Below are 26994 nucleotides of genomic sequence, written 5' to 3'. Positions count from 1 at the left end.
AAAGCTAATCTAACTTAGTTATTCATCCTAGGGTTGGAAAGGCCGAGGAGGGCAACATTTGAAACAGAGTTTGAGAAGTCCGCTCGCTTCCATCATGCGCCAGTTTCAATCGGATCGATTCGAATATTCGAAAATCTTATTCCTATTCGGTTACTTATTTTGCGTTGTCTCTGCGGCTACGGTCGGTCGAACGGCAGCGGATACTTTGTTTCTCAGTCAATATGATTCCTCGATGCTCTCCTATATGTATTTGCCGCAAGCGGTTACATTATTGCTAGTAGGAATAATCTATCAGCGGATATGCGGTCGATTTCGTACGGATCAATTGGTTGCCGTTGTCATCCTAATGGCCGGTTTGCTGGCACTAATGTCAAGAATAGCCATTGGTATGGAAGTGAACGGGATCTTGCCCGTCATTTATATCGGATACGATGTACTAAATTTTCTGATGATCGTAAGCTTCTGGCAATTCGCGACCGCTACGATGGATCAGCGTAAAGCCAAGCGCACGATCGGATGGGTGGGCAGCGGCGGAATTCTAGGAGGAATATTAAGCGGGTTCGGCCTTAAGCTACTGGTGCAACCTCTAGGTACGGAAAACCTCATTTATGTCTATGCGGGATTCCAGTTGCTGAGCTTGTTATTCGTCCTATTAGTCAACCGCAAAATATCCAACCGCTCAGAGGTTTTCAACGTTAAGAATACCCCGAAGAAACCGGGGCGAGCGACGGAGAAGCAGCAAGGACTATTCCAAGCGGTTCCTCATTTGCGGTATGTGGCCATAGTAGCAGGAACGATAGTCATTTCGCTAACGCTTATCGATTATCAGTTCAAGATTATTCTTCGTGGAAGCTTGCAGAACGAAGCTTTAGCCGGTTTTATGGGAAGCTTCTACGGCTATGCGGGAATACTGGCGCTTCTGGTGCAATTTTTTATGTCTGGCAAATTGATTACCCGGTTCGGAGTGACAACGGCTATTCTCGTGTTCCCCTTCGTATTGTTTACGGGAAGCGCTCTGCTGTTGATCATGCCTGTCGTTGCGATTGCCACGATGGTGAAGGGTAGCGACAAGGTGTTGGGAGACACGGTATATAGCTCCGTTAGCCAATTGATTATGTTTCCTATTCCACCGGAATGGCGAGGGCGGGCTAAAGGCTTTCTGGATGGTATCGTTCGGAATGGAGCCAAGGGAATTGCGGCAATCAGCCTATTGCTCTTATCGCAGAAATTATCGATCGAACAATTCAGTTATATTATTCTTGGCTTAATTACGTGCGGTATGGTGGCGGCTATCAAGATTAAGAAGGCGTATCTGCGGATGCTGCTAACCACGTTACAGTCCAAGACGATGTCTATGCGAGATGATAACGTGAATCTTATGGATCCGGCTAGCATTCAAGTGATGGTTGAAGCTTTGCGCGGTTCGGACAAGCAGCAAGCGATGTATGCTTTTCAATTATTGCAGGGGCTCCCCGAGTTCGATGTGAAGCCTTATATGGGGGAGTTGCTGCAGCATCCCTCGGAAGAAATCCAGATCGCCATTTTGCAATCTATTCAATTAACGGTCCCTCTTGAAGCGGAGCCCCTTTTATATTCCCTCATGGATTCGCCGATAATACGTATTCGGTCTAATGCGATACTAGCAATTGCTGCTTATGCGAAAGAATCGAATATGGAACGCATCGTTGATTTGTTGAAGGAAAACGAATCGCAAATCCGCTCGGTAGCCATTGCGGGATTGATTAAGTATTACGGGATAGAAGGCATGTTTCATGCTGTGGGAGCCTTAAAGGAAATGCTCGGCAGCGAGCGCGAGGAAGAAAGAACGGCAATGGCTAACTTATTCGGGGTAATCGGGATATCCAGCTTCTATAAGCCCTTAATCCCGATGCTGGGCGACTCCTCCGACCGGGTAAGAATAGGCGCGTTGAAATCAGCCAAGAGTTTGCGTATTCCGGAATTGATTCCTTATATAGTTCCACTACTAGAAGAAAGCAGTACCAGACAGCAGGCGATCGAAGCGATGGCTGCCTATGAAGAGAACGGGATCATTCCTTTGCTTAAAACCTATTTATATGCCGATCAAGATCATCTGCACATCCCTCGCGTACTGGAAACCATAGGAACGGCCAAAGCTTTCGATGCATTGCTGGAGGGCTATAGCCAATTGACAGTAGATATGCGAGAGAAGGCAGTAGAATCGGCCGCTCGAATGAAGAGCGAAGGTTGTTCCATTGATCCTGGTTATGGCGAACAACTAGTTATGATGGAAATCGCATTATATTGGGAGTGGGTGAAGCACAGGCTAAATCTTCCTGATACGGATAGGCTTAAATTGCTTATTGAAGCGATAGAGGAAACGATAGCCCGTCAGGTCAGAACCCTATTCGAGCTACTGGCCTTAGTATACGATGCGAAAACGATTCACGCCGTCTATGCCAACTGGTCGACCGGCGATGTCAGGCAGCAGGCCAACGCTGCCGAGGTGATCGATCAACTGCTGACCGGAAAGCTGCGTACCGAGATGACGAGGATCATTACGCAGAAAACTACCTTGCGGGAAGGGGCTTCGGAACCTACGCTCGCCGAGACAAGCCTTGATTGGTTACAGGGTCAAGCTGATCCATGGATGCGCCGATTAATCGATCATGTCCATTCGCCGGGAACAGAGCTGAATGATGAATCGCTGGAACGTGTTCATCTGTTGAAAAACGTATCGTTATTCTCCGAATTACCCGGCAGGGATTTATTTCATATTTCCAAGCAGTTGGAGCCTGTTCATGCGACGATAAAAACTCCGATTATTACGGAAATGGATACGGGAGATTCCCTCTACTTGATTAAACAAGGAACGATGGGAATTTACCAACGAATGGTGAAAATAGGCGAGCTAAGCGCGAATGAATGCGTGGGAGAGATGGCCGTCATTTCGCACGGTCCAAGATCGGCAACGATTATCGCCGAGGAGGATACCGAGCTATATCGGCTCACTTCCCAAGCCTTCTACGATTTATTGTTCGAGAGAACAGAGATTGCGTTGGAGATGATGAAGCTGCTTTCTCGTCGTCTCCGTTCCATGAATGCAAGAATACCCGTATCGGAGGTCACCCTAGCCGCAGAACATGAGGCTGCTGCAACGGTTGAACTTGATCATGACCATTCACAGAATGAAGTTCAAGAGAGCAACGAAACGATAGTACGACGCATGTTGACGTTGCAGAGAATTGGTCTGTTCGCACATTGCTCGCAGACAGACTTCTTGCATCTGGCACATATGGTAAAGGAGAGCGTATACGAAGCGGGGGAGCCGATATGCCGAATAGGCGAAGATGGCGATACCCTGTTCGGTATTATTGAAGGGCAGGTTCAAGTTCATAAGGGAAGCGAGTCTTTGGCGTCGCTTGGCGTTGGCCAAAGCTTCGGAGAGATGGCCATTATCGATGGGGAACCTAGGTCGGCCGATTGTAAGGCAGTCACTCGAACCGTATTAATACAATTGAGCAGGGAGCAGGTCATCGCTTTTTGCTTCCAACGCATCGAAGTTCTTAAAGGAATTATTCGCGTTCTAGCCGAACGGTTTCAGCAATCGCGGAATCGCGATATCGGCAAGGGTTAGCGGATGATAAAAAGGATATAGCATACTAGGGAAACGGAGCTCATTCTCTTGCGAAAAACGGTCATTCTCATACTCGGTCTCGCATGCGTCATCTTGTTTTATTTTACGTTCGTATCGGCGTATAAAGTGTTTCGTTCCGAATGGCAATTGCCGCGAACCTCAGCCCATAAGCAAGCGCAGTATCGCCTTGTTCTGATTACGCAAGAGCTGGAGACGCCGTTCTGGGTCAAAGTCGGCGGAGGCGCGATCGAAGAAGCCCAGAAGAACGGGGCGAGCATCGAAGTTTGGGGAAGCTACAACAAAAACCAAGAGGATTTCTTGAAAAAAATCGAGATCGCCATCGACTCCAAAGTAGACGGAATTATCGTGCAGGGTCTGGACACCGAGGAGTTCAAAAACTTAACGAAACTGAAGGCCGCCTTCTACGGCATCCCTATCATTACCGTGGCGAATGACGTGCCGATGGCGGAAAGCCTTAGAAGGACTTACGTAGGATCGGATCAGTATTTGGCAGGCGAATTGATTGCGAAGCAGCTGCTATCCGACATGGGACATACAGGTAAAGTCGTCCTTATGGGCGACAGCCGTCAGGAGTATTATCAAGAGCAACGATTAAAAGGCATCTATGACGTCCTGAACAAATATCCGAATGTTCGGACGGAATATGCGGAAACGGCTGACACGAGGCAACAGGTCATCGCTACGACTCAAGACCTCATGAATCGTTTACCCGATTTAGATGCATTTATAGCCGTTAATGCGAATATCGCGGAAGCAATGATTCAAGAGATCGGGAGGCGCTCCAAGGTCGAGCCTTATCATATCTATTCCTTCGACGATAGCCCGGATACGTTCTCTCTGCTCGTGCAAGGTAAGCTCGACGGGATGATCGAGCAATCCCCCGAGACGATGGGCAAGATTAGCGTGAATCTTATGATTAAATGGTTAACTGGCGAGATGGTCCCTCTCAATACGGACGGATATCTCACCGATATTCGGATGTTGAAGGCGGCGAACACGCGATGAACAGCATCCAGAAGAAAATATGGACGTTGGCCGCGGTCGTCTTGTTTATCATGATGGCAATCTGGGGCGCTCTCACCTATTACAACCAGAAAACCCAAAATCAATACAACGATATTTTGCAACGGTATTTACGGATGAACGAAGTGACGAGCGCGAGCCAGCAAACGATTACGGATCTGAACAACTATTTGCTAGCGCCGAACGATGCCAATCTCGTGCAACTGAATGAGAGCAAGGAGAATATCCGTAAAGCAAGGCTGGAGGTCATCGACCTAAGGAACGTGGATAACGATTTCGCGTTGACCAACTACATGAACTTGATCGATAGCCTCGTCGAGACGACGGATAGATCGCTGATGTTCCTGTCGGAGAAGGAAACGGAGGATTCCGCGAAAGCTTTCTCGGAAGCGACGCGTATATCCAAATACATCTCCGACATGACGCTCACCCTTCTCGACACGGAGCTGAAGACGTACGATCGCTTCTATCGAAGCATTATCGAGCAATCCGCCGAATTGAAGAAGCTCGGGATGTGGTTGCTGCTGCTCATTACGCTCTTGCTCTTATTGTTCACGTATTGGTTCTCGTTAAGCATTACGAGACCGGTGCTGAAGCTGACGCAAGCGGCTAAGGAGCTGTCGCGGGGACGGTTCGATTTGCAGATCGAGGTAGAGTCCAACGACGAAATTTCCTTCCTCGCGAAGATGTTCGATCGCATGCGCATCAATATTAACAACTTGATCTCGGAAATCCAACAGAAGGCGCAGCTCGAGAACGAACTGCAACAGAATAAGCTCCTGTTACAGGAAAGCCAGCTACGCAGCTTGCAGAGCCAGATCAATCCGCACTTTTTGTTCAACACGCTTAACACGCTTTCCAAGAAGGCGTATTTGGAAGGCTCCGAAGAAACGAGCGATTTGCTCGCAAGCGTTGCTGGATTGCTCCGATACAACTTAAAACGGTTGGATAGGTCCGTTACGCTATACGATGAAGTGAAGGTACTGCGGCAATATATTGAAATACAGAAAGCAAGATTTACAGAACGCTTGCAGTTTCATACGGAAATCGACGAATCCTGTCTTCATTATCAGATTCCCGCCCTTACGTTACAGCCGATTGTCGAGAATGCAGTCATCCATGCGGTCGAGCCAGAGGAGAACGGCGGCACGATATGGTTTCGCATTATCGATGGGGAAGACCGGGTAACCATCGAGATCGAAGACGATGGACCGGGGATGACGGAGCTTAAGATTAAGCAAATCCTAGAGGAGCACCCGGTCGAAACGGAAGGACATTCCACCGGAATAGGATTTAGCAATGTCGTCAGGCGGCTTCGCCTTTTCTATGGGTACGAAGATGTCATAGGGATAGAGAGCGGTTCAGGTTCAGAGCGCGGTACCAAGATTATGATGAAAATATCGAAAACAAGGGGAAACGAATAGTATGATTAAGCTCCTGATCGTAGATGACGAGCAGATCGAGCGGGAAGGGCTGCAAGCGATATTGCAGAAAAACTTTGCGGGGCTTGCTATCGAACATGCGAAAAACGGGAAAATCGCCATACAGATGGCCGGTGAGTTCCAGCCGGATTTGATCTTCATGGATATCAAGATGCCGGGGATAAGCGGACTAGAGGCGTTAGAAAGAATCAGCGCAGACTATCCTAGCATTAAATTCGTTATGGTAACGGCGTACGATACGTTCGAATATGCACGAAAGGCGATCAAGCTTGGCGTTAAGGACTATTTGCTCAAGCCGAGCAAAGCTAGCGAAATCGTGGCGACGGTCGGCAAAGTTCTGAAGCAAATAGAGGAAGAGCGTAAATTGATAGAAAGGAACAGGCTCCAGCAGGATGTGCTGCAAAAAGCATTGCCGCTCGTCGAGACGGACGTCGTTACGCAATTATTGTTCGATCACGTGCATGAAGTCCATTTGGATGAACTGGTCGGGCTGCTAGGCGTTGGGACGACGAACGAGAAGTTCGCTTTGATCGTCTTGCTGCCGAATGGCTCGGAAAGCTTCTACTCAGCGGTTAAAGATAAGGTTAGGCAGACGGGGAGCGGTTGGGTTGGCGCATTGTATGGCCGCCAAATTCCGATCATCGTGTTCCGGGAACCGGATCGTACTTTCCGTTCTCAAGCCGTATCCTTGGCTAACGAAATTCTTTCCGTGGCGAAGTCCGAAGTCGGCACGGGCTGGTTCGTCGGGATCGGGAACGCTTGCGGGACGCTGGATCAGATCAGACAGTCTTATCAAGAAGCGCTAATCGCTTCCATGGATCCGACGCTACCCGTGAAATACCGTTTTTATTGCGATACGCCTGTTCTAGGCGTTGCCCGCGAAGGCCATTTTGCCAAGCAACGGGAAAAACAGTTCTTCGATCAAATCCGGCTTGGGCAATGGGAACAAGTCCGCGCGGACATTATGGATTTCATTCGACGTTACGAGAATGAAGGAGCCGATCTGCTGCAAGCGCAGCAACGCGTGCTGGAGTTGCTCTGGATTGCTTCGCGGGTGTTGATCGAAATGGGTGTCGAAACGGATATGCCCTTATATTCTTTTCAGTCGCAGGATTATCGGCAGTTGCGCTCCGAATCGGGTCTCCTGCTTGACCTAATGAGGCAGTCGTACGTGAAACATTATGAACAGCTGGAACCGGATACGATTCAGCAGATTAAGCAATATATCGTCGAGCATTCCCATAGGGATATTACGCTGGATGCGATTGGCAAGAGGGTCGGTTTAAGCCCTTTCTACATAAGCAAAATGTTCAAGGAGCAGCTCGGAGTCAATTACATCGATTTCTTAACCGAATGCCGGATCGAGAAGGCCAAGAAGCTGATGAGCGATCCGGACAAGAGCCTAAAGGAAATAACATTCGAGATCGGCTACCACGATCCGAATTATTTCAGCAAGGTGTTCAAAAAAATGTGCGACGTCTCGCCGACGGAGTATCGGAAGACGCTTCTTGGCAAAAAAACGGACGGTTAATGCGACTCAATACAAAAAGGAGGGGAAGTCGTTGAAGCTGGGAATGCTCGTTAGGCTTAGGGTTTGCGTATGGGGGCTTATTTGCCTAACTGTCCTATCGGGTTGCCTAGGGAATGAAGCTCAGAACAACATCCAAGAGTCGGGTACTCCATCCATGCCGGCAGCGGCGACGGGATCAGGCGGCGGCCTTGCGCCCGCCAGAGACAAGATCAAAATCGGCTTCTCCATGGATACGTTTCAGGAGGAGCGTTGGCTGAAGGATAGAGACCTGTTCAAAGAAGCGGTCGAAGCAATAGGCGCGGAAGTGGAAATTATGGTGGCGAACGGCGATGAAGCGAAGCAGAATTCGCAAGCCGAAACTTTGATCGGACAAGGCGTGGATATCCTTGTCGTCGTTCCACATAACGCCGAGGCGACCGCGGCGATCGTCAAGAAAGCCCATTCGGTCGGGATTAAAGTACTCGCGTACGATCGCCTAATCAAGAACTCGGAAATCGACATGTACGTTTCCTTCGACAACGAAAAGGTGGGGGAGCTTCAAGCGCAAGCCATTACGAAATTGGTCCCCAAAGGCAAGTACGTGTATATCGGGGGGGCCGATACGGATAACAATGCCCATTTATTCAAAAAAGGGGTATTTAATGTTCTCCAGCCTTTGATCGACAGTGGAGATATTACGGTCGTATATGACCAATGGTCTAAGGACTGGAAACCCGCTAACGCGCTAGTGAACATGGAAGCGGCTCTTAAAGCCAATGACAATCGGATTGACGCTGTCATCGCGGCGAATGACGCAACGGCGGGCAGCGTCATTCAGGCGCTTGCGGCGCAAGGGCTTGCGGGCAAAATTCCGGTCGCCGGGCAGGACGCCGAGCTTGCGGGCGTACAACGAATCGTCGAAGGTACTCAAACGATGACGGTGTATAAGCCGATCCGGGCGTTGGCCGAAACGGCAGCCGCGCTTGCGGTCAAGATGGCGATGGGCGAGAAAGTAATCGCGGATAGTAAAGTGAACAACGGGAAAATCGAAGTGCCTTCCGTTCTCCTTTCCCCGATCGCGGTCGACAAGCTTAATGTCGATGAAACGATCATCGCGGACGGCTTCCATTCCAGGGAAGATGTGTACAGGAACGTGAAGAAATAGCGGTCGCGCTCATGATCAGGCATCTTAAAACCGTCAGGGGATCTGACGGTTTTTTTAGGCAGTGCGCCTTAAGTAGCTGAGTCCCCCTAAGTTGCAGGATCGCCATAAAGTTGCTGAGTCCCCCCTAGATTGTTGAATCACTCCAGGCTTGCGGACATCAGAGCCTTTATTCTAGAAATCGGAGCGGTTTTCGGGATCCTGCGGACCTGAGAGCCGTTAAATGGTCAAGAATACCCCAAATTTCCAAGATATATGGTGAATAACGGCGCTCATGTCCGCTACGAGCATAAATACTAGGGTAATCGCACGAATAACGGCTCCTATGTCCGCAACACTCACCCACGCACATGAGGATCAGTCCCATACTAGCACAACATGCCAACTCAACCGCTACCCCAAGCACTAAGTTACTCCAAGCACCAAGCTACTCCAAGACCAAGCGACTCCAAGCACCAAGCTACTTCAAGCACCAAGCTACTTCAAGCCCCAAGCGACTCCAAGCCCCAAGCGACTCCAAGCACCAAGTTACTCCAAGCACCAAGCGACTCCAAGCACTAAGCGCTCCCATTCACCAAGCTACTCCGCCCACCACCCATGTGCCACTAACGCTCATACGCGAAGCTTATAGGTGCGGGATCGTTGTTCGCCGCCGCTTGCTACTTCCAGAATGTGCAGATCCACAAGTTTGTGCAGCGTGCGACGGGCGTGCCGGTCGGTTACTCTGAGGTGGTGAGCAAGCTCGAGCGGAGTAAAGGGCCGAAGCAAGCGCCGCGCAAATCTGAGCGTTTCGGCTTCTGAGCACGCTAACTGGGAAGGGACATCGGAGGCAATGAACTTCCCGATAAAAGCTAGAACGAGCTGCTGGCATTGTTGAGGTTCATCGATAATCGACGGATAAGCGATCGGCAAGAACGTCCAGCCATCCAAAGACAACAAACAGTGTCGTCTGCAAAGATCCTTAAATCGCCTAACGTCAAGATCTCTGGCGTGTGGTCCGTAGCCTTGAATTTCTATCCCGCCTTTGGCGCCCCCCGGCATGTAAGCTAGATCCAAATAGCGATAGCCATTGTTGAAGTCTCGTACTTCCCATTCCGGAAATAGGTGCTCGAAATGACCGACGGTAGGAAACCAAATGGAACGCAAAAATTCAACCGTCCCGTGCCCAAGTCCCTTATTCAGCAATTCTCGTCTCCTATGATTTTTTTACTCCGAGATATGGGTGTTCATCCACTCGTCCAATTTTTCTTCGAATCGTAACATAGCTCCCAGACTCCTCTTCCGGTTAATGAAAAAGCCGCTTCAATACGCTTGCCCCAAAAAATGGGAACAAGGTATCGAAGCGGCGTGTTCTTCACGACCAACTTTATATTCAATAGTATAGTGCAGGCCGAACGATTCGGCAATCCGTAGGATAGAAGCGGTCTGGCATGAGGTAATAGAAGCGCGCTGCAATGCGAAGCTCAAGGGGTGAATACATACTGTAGCCGTAACATAACAAAAAATTGCTAGGCGTAACAAATTAGTAATTATGATATTGTCCATTCTGTCGAAGCAAGTCGAGTAAAATTTGATTATGTAGCTTGGATACAAATCCCATTAGAGTAGGAGTTTTACTCGATGACAAAAACGGATAGACGGAACAGACGCTCGCTCCGCCTAAAGTGGATGGCGCTGATCTCGGCTGCGGTTCTCTTGTCGCTGCTTGGGTCCACTTTCATGCTTTTTACGACGGTCAAATCCTCGCTCTATGAAACTTTCTCGAATAGCAACGCGGTGCAAGTTGAAAGCGCAACCAGAGAAATCAGAATGATGACCGAGCAATACGAGAAGTCCGTCGAACAGCTAGCCAAAAGCATCGAGATCGCAAGCCGATATCCGGAAGACTCTGATTCAGCGATCGATCTTTTATTGCAGGAAAGGCTGGCCGAAGATCCATCGCTGCTACAAGTTTACTTCACGACAGTTCAGACGGGGAAGCCTCATCGTTTTCCAGCTTCTAATGATCAAGAAGACGCAAGAGAAACGAAAGCTTACAAGCTAGCTCTACAAAACAAAGAAACGTCTTGGACGGATGTTCATCAAGATGCAGCGACGCAAAAGATGATGGTCTCTATTACTACGCCCATAACGATAGAGGACCAACCGTATGGCATCGTCGGATTCGACATCGACTTGAACGGTATTGGAGCTCTACGAGAATCGAATGAGATGTTTGGACATAACAAGCTCGTTATCTATGATAACCAAGGCTTGATCGTGACGTCGTTCATGAAGGGAATGGAAGGCAGGAACATCGATCCGAACGCAAGCGGTAAAATCGAAGGCGCTCAAGACGTTATTCTAGATTCGGCTAAGATGGCGGAAGAGTTCGGGTGGGTGCAGGAGATAACCAAGGGGAAAAAGAGCGGGATTCAGTTTCAATGGGAAAACGTCCAATATAGCGGCGAAGTGTCGTTCGTCTATTCTATGGATTGGAGCGTTATTTCGTTCGTCGATCATAAAGCCCTTAATAGCAGTTTATTCGGATTTTTCCAAATGAGCGCAATTGCAGTAGCTATAGGTTTATTCATAGGCGCTTTTGCGGCCTACTATATCGCTACCCAGCTGCTTAGAATCATAAAGCAATTACGTTCGACCATAGCAATGACGGCGGAAGGGGACTTGGTTTCGGAATTCGTATATAAGAAGAATGATGAAATCGGGGATTTGGCGATTAGCTATAATTCAATGCTTCATCAGATAAGAGCGTTAATCCTAAGCGTGAATGATAGCGTAAATGCCGTGGAGACGACGGCAAGCCGGGTGAGGTTCATCTCCAACGAAAACGTGGTTTCCGGCATGGAAGTCGCCCGTTCGACGGAGGAAATCGCGATGGGGGCTGCCAATACTTCAACGGAGGTCGAGAAAAGCTCCGTAGCGGTACATCGGTTAAGCGAAGAAATCGGAATGCTCATCGGGCAGTCCAACGAGATTAAGCTGGATCTAGAGGATTCCGGCCAACAAGTTCGGAAAGGCAATGCGCAAGTGGAAAATTTGGAGTTGTCATATGTTCGATTGGAGCGAGCCTTCCAGCAAGTAACCGTCATGGTGGACGAATTGAACGAACGTTCGCAATCCATTTCATTGATAACGAAAGCGATCTTTACTATCGCCGAGCAAACGAACATCTTGTCCATTAATGCGTCGATCGAAGCCTCAAGAGCCGGGGAGCAAGGCAGGGGATTCGCCGTCGTAGCGAACGAGGTGAGAAATCTGGCGTCGCAAGCAAGGAAATCCGCTAAGCAAATCCAAGAAACCATTTCGGTCATTTTATCGCAAACCCATAGCCTTGTGACCGTCGTTAGCGACACGAATGCGGTTAATCAAACCCAGAAAGACGCAGTGTCCCAAGTCAGCCAAGCGATGCAAAAAATGAACGATTCGATAGGGAATATGATAGTTAAAGTTCAAGAGGAATTAAAGACGATATCGAGCATCGAGGGACAGAAAGGGGTTGTGGTCGACTCGATCGAGAATATTTCATCGGTATCCGAGCAGACGACCGCTTCGACTCAGGAGATCGCTTCTTCGGTAGACGACCAAGTGTCCTCCATTAAGGAAGTGTCCGAGCACGCGAACCATTTAGTGGAGTTAGTTGCCGAACTGAAACACTCCGTGTCCAAGTTTAAGGTTGAGAATGAAGCCTAGAGAGACCATTTCAGCGCGAATAGGATCAATTCCTTGGTTCCGCTCCGCCTACCCGGCGGAGCTTTTTTTGTACAAGATTACCCATCCGCCCCTCATCCTATTCCCGTCTGCAAAAAAGTATAGACGGTCGTAAAAGAGTGCTATTATATAGCGCTTTCAACAAGTAATTTCGGTGATATAGTTGACCTTGTTATCAGATGAAACAATTTGAGAGGGGTAACAAAGATGAAAAAAAGCATCAAATCGATTTCATTAACGCTCGTTATTATGATGTTGGCCATTATCGTAGCAGCTTGTAACAAAAGCGGCGACAAAGTGAGCGTCGGTATCGTATTGCCGACCAAAGACGAAGAAAGATGGCTGCAGGATGAGCAACGGTTCAAAGACGCGCTGAAAGACACCAAATATACGACTGAAATTTTGTTCAGCCAAGGCTCCTCCGCTAAGGAAAAAGAAAACGTAGAAACATTGATCAACAAAGGCATCAAAGTATTGATCATCTGCCCGCCGGACGGCGACGCGGCCGCGGCTGCGGTCGAGGCGGCCAAGAAGGAAGGCATCAAGGTCATCTCCTATGACCGCTTAATCACGAAGACGGATGCCGTCGATTACTACGTGACGTTCGATAGCGTCGAAGTGGGTAAAGCGCAAGGGCAATACTTGGTCGACCACGCCAAAGGAAACGGCCAACCGCTGTACCTGTACGCCGGCGCCGCAACCGACAATAACGCGTTCCTGTTCTTCGAAGGTGCGTGGAGCGTGCTCCAACCGAAGATTAAAGACGGCACGTTCAAGATCGCGAACTCGGCTGAAGCAGTTGCCCTGCAAGGTAAAGAAACGCTGTCCCGCGACGAGATGAGCAAGATCGTTGGCCAAGTGACGACGAGCTGGGATCCGAACGAAGCTAAAAACAAAGCCCAAACGCACTTGACTGCTGCGGGCGCCGACATGAAAGGCGACGTCGCCATTCTCGGCCCGAACGACGGCACTGCCCGCGCGATCGCCGATGTTTTCGCTACGGATAAGGCTGTTACAAGCTACGTCATCTCCGGCCAAGACGCCGACAAAGCTTCCATCCAGTACATTATCGAAGGCAAACAATCTATGACAGTGTTCAAGGACGTTCGCACGCTCGTTAAAGACGCGATCGGCATGGCGGTCGACCTCCTCGATGGTAAAACACCGGCCACGACGGGCGAATACGACAACAAAAAGATCAAAGTCAAAGCGAAGCAAACGAAAGTTATCGTCGTTGACAAAGGCAACGTTAGAAAAGAGCTCATCGATTCGGGTTACTACAAAGCAGACGACTTTACCGGACTATAAGCGCGAACGAACCATAGGACGAAGCGGAATCGTGATAGACTCGTCTATCACGATTCCGCGATTGTAAGAAGGCGTTCGGTTAAGGGGGCAGGATGATGAAGGACTACATTCTTGAAATGGACCGGATCTCCAAGGAGTTTACGGGCGTCAAGGCGCTTACGGATGTTAACTTCAAGGTCGAGAGGGGCGAGATTCACTGCCTCATCGGAGAAAATGGCGCCGGCAAGTCCACGCTCATGAAGGTGTTGAGCGGCGTTTACCCTTTTGGCTCTTATAAAGGAGATATCGTATACGACGGGGAAGTGCAGCAGTTTCACAAGATCAGCGACAGCGTGAAGGCCGGCATCGCGATCATCTATCAGGAGCTGGCGCTGTTCCCTGACCTTCCTGTCTACGAGAACATTTTCGCTGGAAACGAAGTGATGCGGGGCGGCGTGATCGACTGGAATCGCACGATCGTCGAAGCGACGAAAATGCTGCAGAAGGTGAAGCTGGACGTCAATCCCGAAACGCTGATCAAAGATTTGGGCGTCGGTAAGCAGCAACTGGTGGAGATCGCCAAGGCGCTTAGCAAAAACGTCAAGCTGCTCATTCTGGACGAGCCGACGGCTGCCTTGAACGAGAACGACAGCGAGAATCTACTGAATTTGCTGCGGGAATTGAAGCGGCAAGGCATCACCTGTATCATGATCTCGCACAAGCTGAAGGAAGTTATCGCCATCGCAGACAAGGCGACCGTGCTGCGGGATGGCAGGACGATCTGTACCCTCGATGCCTCCAAAGGCGAGGTCATAGAGAGCGTCATTATTAAGAACATGGTCGGCCGGGAGATCGAGGACATCTATCCCAAGAGGAATAACAAAACCCCCGGGGAGACGGTTCTGGAAGTCCGCAATTGGTCCGCCTATGACGGTCAATTGGGCCGGCAGGTCGTGAAGGAAGTCGATCTGCACGTTAAAAAAGGCGAAATCGTCGGAATAGCCGGCTTAATGGGCTCGGGAAGAACGGAGCTCGCACTGAGCCTCTTCGGAAATCCAAGGTCCTATAAACTGAACGGACAACTCGAACTGAATGGGAAGCCGATGTCGTTCTCCCATTCGAGAGATGCCATCCGCGCCGGCATCGCCTACGTGACGGAAGATCGCAAAGGGGACGGCCTGTTCTTGATCCAGGATATCAAGAACAACGTAACCGCGGCGAACCTAAAGGGCATTTCCTCCAGCGGCATTATCAACGACAACGAGGAGATTCGGGTCGCCGAGCGTTATAAAACGTCGCTGAACGTAAAAGCGCCGTCCGTCGAACAGATCGTCGGCAACTTGAGCGGAGGCAACCAGCAGAAGGTCTCGCTCGGCAAATGGCTGTTCGTCGGGCCGAAGCTTCTCATTCTGGATGAGCCGACGCGGGGAATCGACGTCGGCGCCAAATTCGAAATCTATACGATCATGAACGAATTGATCGAGCAAGGCATGTGTATCATCATGATTTCTTCCGAGCTCGGAGAAGTGCTTGGAATGAGTGATCGCGTGTACGTCATGGCCGAAGGCAGAATCAAGGGCGAGCTGCCAATCGAAGAGGCCGATCAAGAAAAAATTATGCAGCTCGCTACGCAATAGGAGGCCTACCACATGAACGTAATCAAGGAAGCGAAGCCGTTGGGGCCAGCTAACCTCGGCAAGGGATCGAAGTCGCTAGCGCATTTTAACATTCGCGAATATGGGATGTACATCGCCCTGATCGTCATTATGCTTACTTTCTCGATCTTGACGGACGGCTTATTCATGTCTTCCCGGAACATCAGCAATCTGCTCGACGCGACCGGCTATATCGGCGTACTCGCCGTCGGTATGACGCTCGTCATCGTCATCCGGCACATCGACTTGTCCGTCGGGTTCGCCGCCGGCTTCATGGGCGCCATCGCCGCGCTCCTGCTGACGCAGGCGGGCTGGCCCGTGTACGTCATTTTGCCGGTCATTCTCGTGCTGGGCATCGTGGTCGGCATGTTCAACGGGGTGCTCGTCGCCTCGATCGGAATTCCATCTTTCGTGGCATCCCTCGCGGGCATGCTGATCTTCAGGGGCGCTCTCCTACAAGTGACGGAGAAAACCGGGACGATCCGCATCGACAACGCCCACTTCAACGCGATCGGCAACGGGTTCATTCCCGAGATCACCGAAGTGGGCGGCTTGAAACTGCTCTCGTTGATTTTAGGATTGGCTGTCATTCTCTTCTACTTGTACAGCGAATTTTCCAAGCGCAGAAACAAGGTCAAGTATCAGTTCGAAGTCGTCTCCAGGCCGATCTTCCTCTTGAAATTGATTTTCGTCTCCGTTGTCATCGCTTATCTTACTTGGATTTTAGCTGGTTATAACGGATTTTCGTGGACGGTCGTCATCATGCTGCTGGTCGTCGTCGTTTATCATTTCCTGACGACCAAAACCGTGCTCGGCAGACAAGTCTACGCCGTGGGCAGCAACCCGGAAGCCGCACATTTAAGCGGGATTAACGTCAAGAAGATCACGTACATCGTTTTCGGTTCCATGGGCTTGCTCTCCGCACTTTCCGGCATTCTGTTCACGTCCCGCCTGCAATCTGCGACGACGACCGCGGGCACGCTGTTCGAGCTGGACGCTATCGCGGCCGCTTATGTCGGGGGCGTCTCGTCCGCCGGCGGAGTCGGCAAGGTGACGGGTTCCATTATCGGAGCGATCGTCATGGCATCGCTATCCAACGGGATGAACCTGCTCGGCGTCGGAATCTCGTACCAATACATGATCCGCGGCGCCATTCTGGCTGCGGCCGTCATTTTCGACGTCATGACGCGTAGGAAGAGAAGCTAGTTCAATATGCGCAAGTAAGCCGTCCCGGCTCTATCCGCGATATTATGCGGGGAGAACTGGGACGGCTTTTTGGTGCCCTATAGCTCGGAATTCGGGAAGCAAGCGACGCTTGATAAGAAGCCGTTCTATGCAAGAAAACGATTTGGATTATTCTAGAACAAAGGCCGTCCGGGCTCCCGTACTTATGTATCCTTTAGTTTAGATTAAGTTTCGTTTAAGGATCGTCCTCCATGATAGAGTCATAGAAAGCAACAGGAGGATGATCATCATGAACGAAAATCACACACAGGACACTCACGAAATGGACAACCGTAGCGAGCCGGTTACCGTATATTATTACGATTCCTCGAAAAACTTATCCTCGATGCAGTCGTCTTATGAAAATGAGCTGGCTGTCATGGATCGGACGCAGTCTGAGCGAGGAGACGAGAATTCGCGCAACAGAGGCAGGAACGGACCTTCATTTAAAATGATATTCGCGTCTTTCATGGTCGGAGCGATGCTCGTCGGCGGACTTTCATATACGGCGGATAAACAAAATTGGTTCAGCGGCGGCGCGGGAACTGCGGCAATCGCTAGCGGCAGCTCTCCAGTGCAGAATTCAGGAGTGACAACGGCATCCGTTAGCGCTAACGGTATTGCAGCAGTCTACGAGAAAGCGAACCCGGCAGTCGTCAAAATCGAAAATTACGCGCCGGAAACGAATTCGACGAGAAACGGAGCAAACTTTCTCTTCGGCGGACGCGGGAGCGGCCGCGAGCAGCAACAGCAGAGCAGCGAGCCGGTGTTGATGGGCTCGGGGTCGGGTTTTTTCTTCAATAAGGACGGCTATATTTTAACGAATGAGCATGTGATTGCGGACGCAACAGAGCTTAAGGTTACCGTACAAGGCTATGATGAGCCGCTTACTGCGAAGGTTGTTGGCTCCAGTTACGATCTCGACTTAGCGGTGTTGAAGGTAGAGAGTCCAGACGGCAAAGCGTTTCCCGCACTGACGCTGGGAGATTCGGATCAAGCGAAAATCGGCGATTGGGTTATCGCGATCGGTAATCCTTACGGATTTGATCATACGATTACCATGGGCGTTCTAAGCGCGAAAGAACGGCCGATTACGATCTCGGATGAACAGGGCGATCACAAATACGATCATCTGCTGCAAACCGATGCTTCCATTAATTCGGGTAACTCCGGCGGGCCGCTGCTGAATGATCGAGGGGAAGTCATCGGCATTAATACGGCAGTGAGTTCCGAAGCCCAAGGTATCGGGTTTGCGATTCCGACATCGACGATCAACAATGTGTTGAATGAGTTGATGGGCAAGGCTAAGTCTTCCTGAACATTAACCGCGGTAGGATCATCTTGTAAGTTTAATTACGCTAGAGGGAAGAGTGTCATTCTTCTCCCTAGCGTATTTTTTTGTTCTGTTGCAGAAGCGCAAAGCAGTTTTAGCCAAAGCTGCGTTCAAGGCGGACATAAGAGTCGTTATTTGTGAAAAGAACGGGTATTTAAAGATTTTACGGACATGAGAGCCGTTATTTACCCCAATCTGTGGGGATTTTCGTAGATATGGGGCAGATAACGGCTTCTATGTCCGGAAGTTTAGTTAGTTTGGGGATAAGATGATTAATAACGGCTCCTATGTCCGCTTCGAACACCTCACGGCGATTTTGTTTCTGATTATTTCTGCCGCGGTTAAAGCGACTGCGAGTTAAAGGAAATCCGAACGATCTGTCAAAGCTAAGCAAGTGTCTAATGAGGCTGATTTTCCAGCAACATCTTTAGCAGCTGCGTTTTCCCCGTAACCCCAGCCTTCTTATAAATTCTTCCAAGATGCTTTTTGATCGTGACGGGAGTAACGTTTAAATTTTCCGCGATCTCTGCGATGGAGTCCGTCGACAGGATCAACTGAAAGACTTCCCGTTCTTTGGCAGTTAGGCCGAAAAGCTCTTCGGGGAACCTAGGCGGCGCGGAAAGTCCTGCGCTTTGAAGCCAACCGTCGAAATACTTTTGTTGCCTCGCGCCGCGTAAATCCAACTGAAAGGTGGGGGAGGGGGCCATCGGTCCGAAGTCGTCATGCGTCGCCCCTTCTACCTGTACGAATCCCATGCGCCGGGTAATTTCCTGGTGAAAGGGTAGCGGACTGGAGAAGATCAGTAGATTCGGCCTGACCAGCAAAGAGACGAGCAATCGCATAAGGGCGGCTCGTGCCGCGATGCTAGCGTCCTTCCTCAAATCGAGATGGTAAATAAACCGTCCGGCAGGCTGATCGGGAGGCGTACGGAACTGCTCCAGGCTATTCGGGTCGAGCGTGCCGAAGTAATGCCTCGAAACGGGCAAGGATTGCAAATAGGCCAAGGAATCGCGATGGATGGGAATGAAGACGACGAGACCGACCGTTTCCCCTTCCGGGTTTTTGATCATACGGATCGTATCGGGACCCAAAGAAATTAAACGTGCGGGTTCCAGATGGTCGAAGGCTGACTTGTCGTGCTGCGCGGGAATTTCCATGCGATGCATTTGTCCGGTTTGAGGGTGGAAGTAGCTGCGTTCGTACCCGGCTTCAGTTCGTTTGACATCCTCGATATAGCGTTCGGCTTCGGCAAGATTGCCTTCATGCACCGTTTCGTAATCATATTCCGCGTCAGGCGTATCTTCCAAGAAGGTCGAGAGCAGGACGGAGTCCTCCAAGACGTAGATCAGATCAGGGATCGTATCCGTCAGATCCCGGTAGGGGTTCGGATGGATGATTTCCCGATGCAGATAAGCAATGCTCCCGTTACGAAGCTGCTTGAATCGCGCGGGAGTTCGTGCGCGAATTTCCTTAGCAAGCGCCGTGCGCAGCAACGCATGGACGCGGTACCCCGTCTTTCCCTTACGAATGAAGGAAAGATCCGTCAGCTTGCGGAATTCGTCGCCGGAGACGGGATCGTGCAGCATCTCCTCCAGCAACTCTTGATTGAAGGAGCGAACGAGAGCCGCGGCCTCGACGAGATCACGCAGGGTATCGTCCGGTACCTCTCGCAGCCATCGATAGGTCAGTTCCCGAAAAAGGTTGTCTCTCCTATCGTGGTTATCTCCCGCAACTAGCTCCTCAAGCGGCAGTCCGACCGCAAGCGATAGGGTAAGCGGATGTCCCAAAGTGAAAGCATGCAGTCTGCGGAGCGTCTCTTCGCCTGCGATGCCGAACAGTGCCGCGTAGGAATCGCAGGCGGCAGCGTCGAAAGCAGAGACGGGAACGGATGTGATCAGGCTGCGCCATGCTGGCGAAGCGATCCAATTTCCTTGAAGCGGCTGCCTGCCGGAGAGGACGAACAGTACGCCGTCGGACGTATTCGGAAGGAAGCTTTCTCGAAGCCACCAATCCAAATCGCTTAATTCTTCGTATGTATCGATGGCGATGACGAGCGGCTGGCTTTCCGTCAAGAGGCGTAACCGATTCAGGCAATCTTCGACGGAAGCTTTCGTTTCCTCGCCGGTCGACTCTATCAGCAGAGAGAGGATCTTCCTGCTCAGTCCTTGGGGCGTATGCGGGAAGTCGCCGCTGTCAAGCAGGAGGAACGGAATGCCGAATGTTTCGGCATACCTGCGGTATTCGTCGAGCAGGAAGCTTTTGCCAATGCCTCCCGTTCCGTAGACGTTCATTATTTTCGACCGATCGCTTGCTTGTTTCAGGAAGTCGGCGAACAACTCCTTTTCCCGCTCGCGGCCTACGAAGAAGCGGCTCTCTAACCTTTTGATCCGATTTTGGGCCATCGCCTGACTGTTTGCGTTCTTTTCGGTCATCTTTGTTGTGGGCCTCCGGAAAGGAAAGTATTTACTCGGGGATACTATTATTTTGCCTATGGCGATTGTTATGATTGTAGTAAATCTATCGAATATTGTAACATGCGGGATCGAAGGATGTGTTGTTTTAAGCAATTGTTAAGAGCGATTCAGTAGACTTAAGAGCGGAAACAGGGAGGTCGTACCTTGGCAACTCTAGTTAAAGATAAATTTCTCATCGTTCTTTTCCTGCTAACCGTTTTCGTAGGCTCCGCGATGTGGTTAATAGCGAAGCCGGATCAAGCGGCACCGTCGGTCAATCAGGGCGTACTGAATCTGTCGGATTGGGATTATCGAAATCACGGCAGCATCGCTTTGGACGGGGTTTGGGAGTTTTATCCCAATCAGTTGCTAACGCCAAGCGAGACGAAAGAGAACAAAAGCTACATCCGCGTACCCGGAAAATGGGACGGCTTGAAGGATTATGCGGGGCAAGCGATGGAAGGTAAGGGGTATGGTACGTATCGTTTAGTTATTCGCAATGCCCCGGAGGGGCAACTGCTGGCGATAACCAAACACTATGTTCGTTTTGCGGACAAGCTTTACGTAGACGGCGCGTTGGTCGGACAGTCCGGACAAACGGCTACGACGCAAGAACAATATACCCCAAGGAACGTCCCTTACGTAGCCTACTTCCAAGCGAAAGGGAACGAAGTCGAAATTTTATTGCAAGCGTCTAATTTCGATTACAAGGACGGCGGAATCGTCGATTCGCTAACTTTAGGCCTAGGGAAGGACGTTCAGGTCAAGAAAAGTCTGCAGGATGGGCTTGAACTGATGGGGGCGGCCATTCCGTTCATTTTTGCCATGCTCGTTATCTGCCTCTATTTATGGTTCCATAAAAATCCTTTGTTCCTCGTGTTCGGCGTCTACTTCTTATTCGTTGCGGTTAGCGTCATTACGAATGGAGAAAGATTGTTTCTGCATTTTTTCCCGGACATTCCTTTCGAGCCGGCATTTAAAGTCAAAACGATATCCGTATTCATTACGCCGGCAATCCTTTTCGCTCTATCCTGGTGGCTTATTCGAAGATCGGGTATTCGTAAGTTGTTTCTCGGTTCGGCGATAGTCGTTTTCGCTTATTGCGCCGGAATCCTATTGCTGCCGTTCCGCCTATATTCGGAAATACAGGAAGTTATGTACTTCGGGATTGCGCTCATCTATCTCGCTTTGGTCGGATATTTGCTTTCGACGTACGTGCGCCGGCAATTCGGAATATTGGACAAGCGACAATTCCAATTGTATTTCACGGCGGTATGGTCGCAACTTCTGTTATACATGAATGTAATCGTGAGCAGCGAGAACATGACTTCCATGTTGCTCAATAACTTCATCTTTATTTTTTTCCTAGTTACGATCGCCATTCTGCTTATTCATCAATACGTCGGTGCGTATACTTCGATGCAACGGTTGACGAATCAGCTTCAGATGGCGGACCGGATGAAGGATGAATTTCTATTGATTACTTCACATGAGTTGAATACTCCGCTGAACGGCATTATGAATCTATCGCAAGCGCTTCTGAAAGAGCCATTCAAGAAATCTGCCGAACAAGAAATGAAAGATAAGATGCAGCTCATTCGTAATACAGCCTATCGTATGTCTAATATGGTCAATGACATTATAGATGCTGCCCGGATCAAGGATGGCAAGCTGGAAGTGGTGCTGAAGCAGGTCGATCTCGTTACTTGCGTTTCCGTCGTTATGGAAGTGTTCGGTTTTCTCGCCAAAGGAAAAAATACACAACTAACGCATCGTATCTCTCCAGAGGCGAGATACGTAATCGCGGATGAAAACCGATTAATGCAGGTCCTATACAACTCGATTAATTACAGCTTGAGACATATTCAGGACGGTATCGTTTCCATCGGGAGCAGCAGCGAGGGGGAAAACATTGTTGTGCGTATTCGTTCATCGGTCGAAAACTTGGGAGAGGATAATGTAATCCGCGATGAAATGGAGCCTAATGGGGACAATGGATTCGCGGTCGGCCTTTCTATCGCGAATGAGTTAGTGGGAGTAATGGGGGGGACATTCATTCCCCACAAAGCAGATGGAAGTATCGAAATTGTTTTGCCGGCAGGAATCGGAGACGCAATGGAGGAGATTGCCGTCGGCGTGGATGAGAAGCCGATCAGTCCAACGGCTATTATTAATCCCGATACCCGACAAGTAAAAGAAGGAGCGTCCAAAATTCTAATCGCATCTGCTGATCCGGTAGACGTTGAGCATCTCTATGGCATGCTGACATCCGAAGGCTACGAAGCTCTTTGCGCAGGAACGGATAAGGAAGCGTATGCGCAGGTTACGCGTATCGATCGGCCAGACATCGTGCTCATTGATGTTATGCTTCCGGGTTCGAACGGATACGAGCTGTGCCGCCGGATCCGGCAGCATTTCACGCAAGCGGAGATGCCGGTTCTCCTCATTGGCACTCGCAACACGTCGGCGGACATTGAAGCCGGCATCTCCGCGGGCGGCAGCGATTTTATTACGAGGCCGCTCGATCCGGGAGAAATCCGGGTTCGCTTGAACACATTGCTATCGATGAAACGGTTGGTCAAAGAAGCGGCCGTGAACGAGATGGCGTTTCTTCGATCGCAGATTAAACCGCATTTTCTATATAACGCGCTTGGAACGATCATGTCCCTGTGCTATACGGACGGTGTACGGGCGGGCGAGCTGCTGAGTATTTTCAGCCGATATTTGCGGATTATTTTCCATCTGGACAATACGGAGGAAACCGTCAAGCTCAGCAAGGAGATCGAGCTGATCCAAGCCTACGTCGATATTGAGAAAGCGAGATTCGGAGATCGGGTCAAGGTGGAGTTCGCTGTTGACAAGAAACTATACGGATGTCAGGTCATGCCATTGACGATCGAGCCTTTGGTCGAGAATGCCATCAGACACGGCGTTTCGAAGAAATTAAGCGGCGGAACCGTTCGACTGACGATTCAACAGGAAGGCGAGTTCGTACGGGTAGACGTAGAGGACGACGGGATGGGCATGACGCCGGAGCAAGTGAAGACGATCATGGAAATCGGCAAGCAGGAGCAAGGAGTCGGCTTCCGTAACATCATGCGCCGTGTAGCGCATATGACCGGCAGGCAGCCCGTCGTGGAAAGCGAACAAGGGGATGGAACGAAGGTTACGATATGGCTTCCGTTGATTTATTCTTAACGCATTCAACAATCAATCAGATAGAAGCTAGGGCCCATCCAATAGGACGGGCCTTTTTTGTGTTGCGGAAGGATGTTAAGCGATTGTTAAGCGGTTGCGAGTAAGATGATGTCGAGCAGTGTCGAAAGTTAGCTGATTAAAATTTTCAATAACATCCAGCAAGTCATCTATGATTAGGGAGTGGTTATCGAATGATTTCGAAATTAATTTCAAGCATTAAACCTAAGCTTCTCGTATTACTGAGCGCGATAGTGTTCTTCACCTCAGTTACGTGGGGGATCGGCGCCAAAGAAGCATCCGCATCGGCAGTGACATTGCCGGGCTGGAGCGGTTGGCAAGAGGTTTATGGCGTTACGCAAGACCCGTCAACGGGCAGAATATTCGCGGTAGACATGAAGGCCAAAGTCGTTCGCGTCTTTAACCAGGATGAAAGCTTGCTTCAGACCCTCACAGGGCCGGGTTTTTTTTACCCCGATGAAGTAGCGATTGCTCCTGACGGGGATGTATACGTGACGAATATGTATACGAATAACACCATCATTGTATTTCGATGGGACTCGGCGAGTAATAGCTATGTTTACAAAAAAAACATCTACATAGGAAATCCCCCCTTTTATGTTCAACCCTATGCTATCGATATTGACGCGGACGGTAAAATATACGTTCCGAATTCCGATGCGGGTATCATTTACGTCTTGAACGCGGACGGTAGCCCGGATTATCAAATTCCATTATATAAAGCTATGGATGTCGCTTTCGATTCCAGCGGAAATCTTTATGCGCTTAGTTTCTATGGACATACGATTGTCAAGTTTGCTAAAAATCCAAGCAGCGGGAAATATGACCTTCCTGGGAATGTTTTCTTCGGGGTTACGGATCAAGAAGGCGCGCCTTCCGAGGGCAAGCTTAAAAATCCAGAGTCTATCGATGTTGGACCGGATGGCAGCGTGGTAGTTGCCGATAGTAACGGAACTTACATCTTAAGGGCTGACGGTAGTGTATACAAAAAGCTTACTGATCGGTTAGACGTGTATGCCTCCCATGTTACCGTTTTGCCTAATGGCAAGATATGGGTAAGCATCAATGATAATACCCCTGTCGTTAGGAGAGTACAAGAATATAAAGCTGATGGAACTTATGTACGTTACCTCGGAGATTTGGAATTGGCGCCTCCCGTTGCCGGGGCTGCGGCCGCGATTGTAACGGAGGAAGGTAAGACTAGCGTGACGGCCTCGGTATATGGCACGAATACGCTTGCCGTAAAGATTTCCAGCAGTCCGATCGATACGCCGCTTGTCGGAGACCTTCCGCCTAGCTCGGCCGTTGCTTATACGGCAGGAGCTCAAATAACGGGTATCGATACGTTCACGAATAAGTATATCGGTCTATACGAGTTGGATTCGTTCGGTACGATCTATCGGTTCTCGTTGCTAGTACTGACGGATGGCAGCTTGACGGAAGCGGAGTTAGGAGGGAACGGGAACCCTCTCTATATTAAAATTAATGCGCTTGGAGAGATCGAACCGTACGTATTACAAGATGGAAATTACGTAGAGCAGTATTATGACGGGAATTCTTTGGGGACAAACCTGTTTGTCAAGAACGAAGCAGGCGAGACGTTGCATTATACCTCCCCTTATTATATTAATTACAATCCCGGGAACGCATCGAATCTCGAGGGGGGAAAAGTTTATAAAGTCGACGGCAGCACGGTCGTCGTCGTGTGGACGCTGGACAATGGCAAGCTGAAGCTGACTCAGACGATTCGGTACAACCCGGGAGAAATGCTCTACGAGAAAAGCTGGACACTGCGCAACTTATCCGCTTCCGCCAGTTACTCCGACTTGAAGTTGATTCATGGCGGAGATACGACATTCGGTGGAGAGGACGCTGCATTGGCCTCTTGGAATGCGGATTTGAACATGGTATATCTTCGCAACCATGAAATGGATAAATACGGGATTATGGGCTATTACGGCAGTGAGTCTACGCCAGCTTCTAAGTATTTCGGAGGAAGTTATTACACGGGTAGCATTCAAGCTATCAATGGCGATCTGTCAAATGTGACGGATGCGAATTTCGTGGACGCCGGATATCAACTTCAATGGAACCAAAGTTCTTTAGACGCCGGACAGGAATGGAAGATTGTTTCTTATGAGCGTTGGACGGGACCGGGGGCGGTTCAAGTGCTTTCGCCGGAAGCAAAGACAGTAGATCCGGGGCAATCGGTCGGCTACAAATTCGTCGTGCAGAACTTAATGGCGAACGCAAACGGGACGCCGATCGATTCCAGCTTCGGTCTTGCGGTGAACTCCGAGCATGGCTGGCCGACAACGCTACGCGGCGAGGACGAGATCGTGCTTACGGGCGGGGATGCCAAGATTGTTTGGGTGGACGTAACGGTGCCTGCCGATACGGACAAGCTGAGCGGTGAAGTTACTTTGACTGCAACGGCGAAGACGGGGAATGCGCCTACGGGGACGGGCAAAGTGAGGACTATCGTGCATCGCGAACCGAACGTAGCCCCGGTTGCAAGCAACGTAACGATCACGGGACTTGCACAGGTCGGGCAGACGTTGACGGGAAGTTACTTCTACAGTGATGCGGAGCATGATCTTGAAGGCGTAAGCACGTTCAAGTGGTATGCATCGGATGATGCGAACGGATTGAACAAGACGGCTATAGCAGGAGCGACGGGCAAGACGCTCGCACTGACGGCGACTCAACAAGGCAAATTTATCTCGTTCGAAGTAACGCCGGTGGCGGCGACTGGAATGCAGAACGGATTACCTGTGGAAAGCGGTAAAACCGCCGCCATTGCTCCCGTAGCATCTGTCACGCCGCCGTCCGGCGGAGGTGGAGGCGGAGGTTCCTCGACGGAGGAAATCACGGTTGACGTAGAGACCGGAAACAGCGGCAACGCCGTTTCCAAGACGAAAGTCGTACGCGAGACGGCTTCCGATGGCTCGAAGAAAGACCGCGTTACGCTTCAGCCGTTAGCGATAGAAGAAGCGATCGCCAAAGCCAAGGAACTAGGCTCAAATACGATCCGCGTCGTCATTCCGGATGTACGGGATGAAGTATCCGAAGTGAAGGTAGATATCTCTAAAGCTGCGCTGCAATTGCTTAAGGATGCCAAGGCGGATCTAGAGCTATGGACAGGCAACATGAAAATCATCATTCCAGCCTCGTCGCTGGGTGCGTTTAATGAAGATCTGTACTTCCGATTCGTACCGATCAAGGAGCAATCGAAGCGCCAAGAAGTCGAGGATCGCGCTAAGAAAGAAGAAATGATCAAGCAGATCGCCCAAGATAACAACATTCAAATCTGGGGCCGTCCGATGACCGTCGAGACGAACATG

12 protein-coding genes and 2 pseudogenes are annotated in these 26994 nt (G+C 50.1%); 12 read left to right on the top strand and 2 right to left on the bottom strand.

Annotated elements, in window-relative coordinates; all coding sequences use genetic code 11:
• Positions 1–58: 58 nt before the first annotated feature.
• The 5 genes from L3D05_RS25960 to xylF are packed head-to-tail and all read left to right on the top strand — an operon-like array spanning position 59 to position 8777.
• On the top strand, positions 59–3616 hold the full coding sequence (locus L3D05_RS25960) for an Npt1/Npt2 family nucleotide transporter (protein ID WP_239619273.1): 3558 nt from the start codon (positions 59–61) through the stop codon (positions 3614–3616).
• A 48-nt stretch (positions 3617–3664) separates the two neighbouring features.
• Positions 3665–4642: a sugar ABC transporter substrate-binding protein gene (locus L3D05_RS25955; protein ID WP_239619272.1), complete on the top strand. Its 978-nt coding sequence runs from the start codon at positions 3665–3667 to the stop codon at positions 4640–4642.
• The gene (locus tag L3D05_RS25950; protein ID WP_239619271.1) at positions 4639–6084 is read left to right on the top strand and encodes a sensor histidine kinase; all 1446 of its coding nucleotides are present in this window, start codon (positions 4639–4641) and stop codon (positions 6082–6084) included. Before L3D05_RS25955 ends, L3D05_RS25950 begins: the two co-directional genes overlap by 4 nt.
• A gap of 1 nt (position 6085) precedes the next feature.
• Positions 6086–7633: a response regulator gene (locus tag L3D05_RS25945; RefSeq protein WP_239619270.1), complete on the top strand. Its 1548-nt coding sequence runs from the start codon at positions 6086–6088 to the stop codon at positions 7631–7633.
• Between the two features lie 31 nt (positions 7634–7664).
• The gene (gene xylF / locus L3D05_RS25940; RefSeq protein WP_239619269.1) at positions 7665–8777 is read left to right on the top strand and encodes a D-xylose ABC transporter substrate-binding protein; all 1113 of its coding nucleotides are present in this window, start codon (positions 7665–7667) and stop codon (positions 8775–8777) included.
• Positions 8778–9386: 609 nt separating this feature from the next.
• Here the strand turns inward: xylF and L3D05_RS25935 are convergent.
• Positions 9387–10037, bottom strand: a pseudogene (locus L3D05_RS25935) (transcriptional regulator).
• Positions 10038–10394: 357 nt separating this feature from the next.
• Here L3D05_RS25935 and L3D05_RS25930 point away from each other — a divergent pair.
• The 5 genes from L3D05_RS25930 (at position 10395) to L3D05_RS25910 (ending at position 17966) form a co-directional block, all read left to right on the top strand.
• Positions 10395–12464, top strand: coding sequence for a methyl-accepting chemotaxis protein (locus tag L3D05_RS25930; protein WP_239619268.1), 2070 nt, complete (start codon positions 10395–10397; stop codon positions 12462–12464).
• 225 nt (positions 12465–12689) lie between these two features.
• Positions 12690–13790, top strand: coding sequence for a sugar ABC transporter substrate-binding protein (locus L3D05_RS25925; protein WP_239619267.1), 1101 nt, complete (start codon positions 12690–12692; stop codon positions 13788–13790).
• A gap of 95 nt (positions 13791–13885) precedes the next feature.
• Complete coding sequence (locus tag L3D05_RS25920; protein WP_239619266.1) at positions 13886–15406, top strand: ATP-binding cassette domain-containing protein; 1521 nt, start codon at positions 13886–13888, stop codon at positions 15404–15406.
• Between the two features lie 105 nt (positions 15407–15511).
• Positions 15512–16630 (top strand): sugar ABC transporter permease, encoded by a 1119-nt coding sequence (locus tag L3D05_RS25915; RefSeq protein WP_239619282.1) that lies wholly within the window; start codon positions 15512–15514, stop codon positions 16628–16630.
• 268 nt (positions 16631–16898) lie between these two features.
• The gene (locus L3D05_RS25910) at positions 16899–17966 is read left to right on the top strand and encodes a S1C family serine protease (protein WP_239619265.1); all 1068 of its coding nucleotides are present in this window, start codon (positions 16899–16901) and stop codon (positions 17964–17966) included.
• 413 nt (positions 17967–18379) lie between these two features.
• Here L3D05_RS25910 and L3D05_RS25905 read toward each other — a convergent pair whose 3' ends face one another.
• Positions 18380–20413: a LuxR family transcriptional regulator gene (locus L3D05_RS25905; protein ID WP_239619264.1), complete on the bottom strand. Its 2034-nt coding sequence runs from the start codon at positions 20411–20413 to the stop codon at positions 18380–18382.
• Between the two features lie 186 nt (positions 20414–20599).
• On the opposite strand from L3D05_RS25905, the gene L3D05_RS25900 reads away from it, so the two are divergent.
• The gene (locus L3D05_RS25900; protein ID WP_239619263.1) at positions 20600–23632 is read left to right on the top strand and encodes a hybrid sensor histidine kinase/response regulator; all 3033 of its coding nucleotides are present in this window, start codon (positions 20600–20602) and stop codon (positions 23630–23632) included.
• Between the two features lie 191 nt (positions 23633–23823).
• Positions 23824–26994: pseudogene (locus L3D05_RS25895) on the top strand (hypothetical protein); the annotation flags it as partial.

This window comes from Cohnella mopanensis, assembly GCF_022352055.1.
Classification (GTDB): Bacteria; Bacillota; Bacilli; order Paenibacillales; family Paenibacillaceae; genus Cohnella; species Cohnella mopanensis.
This window is presented reverse-complemented; position numbering and strand designations above follow the sequence as displayed.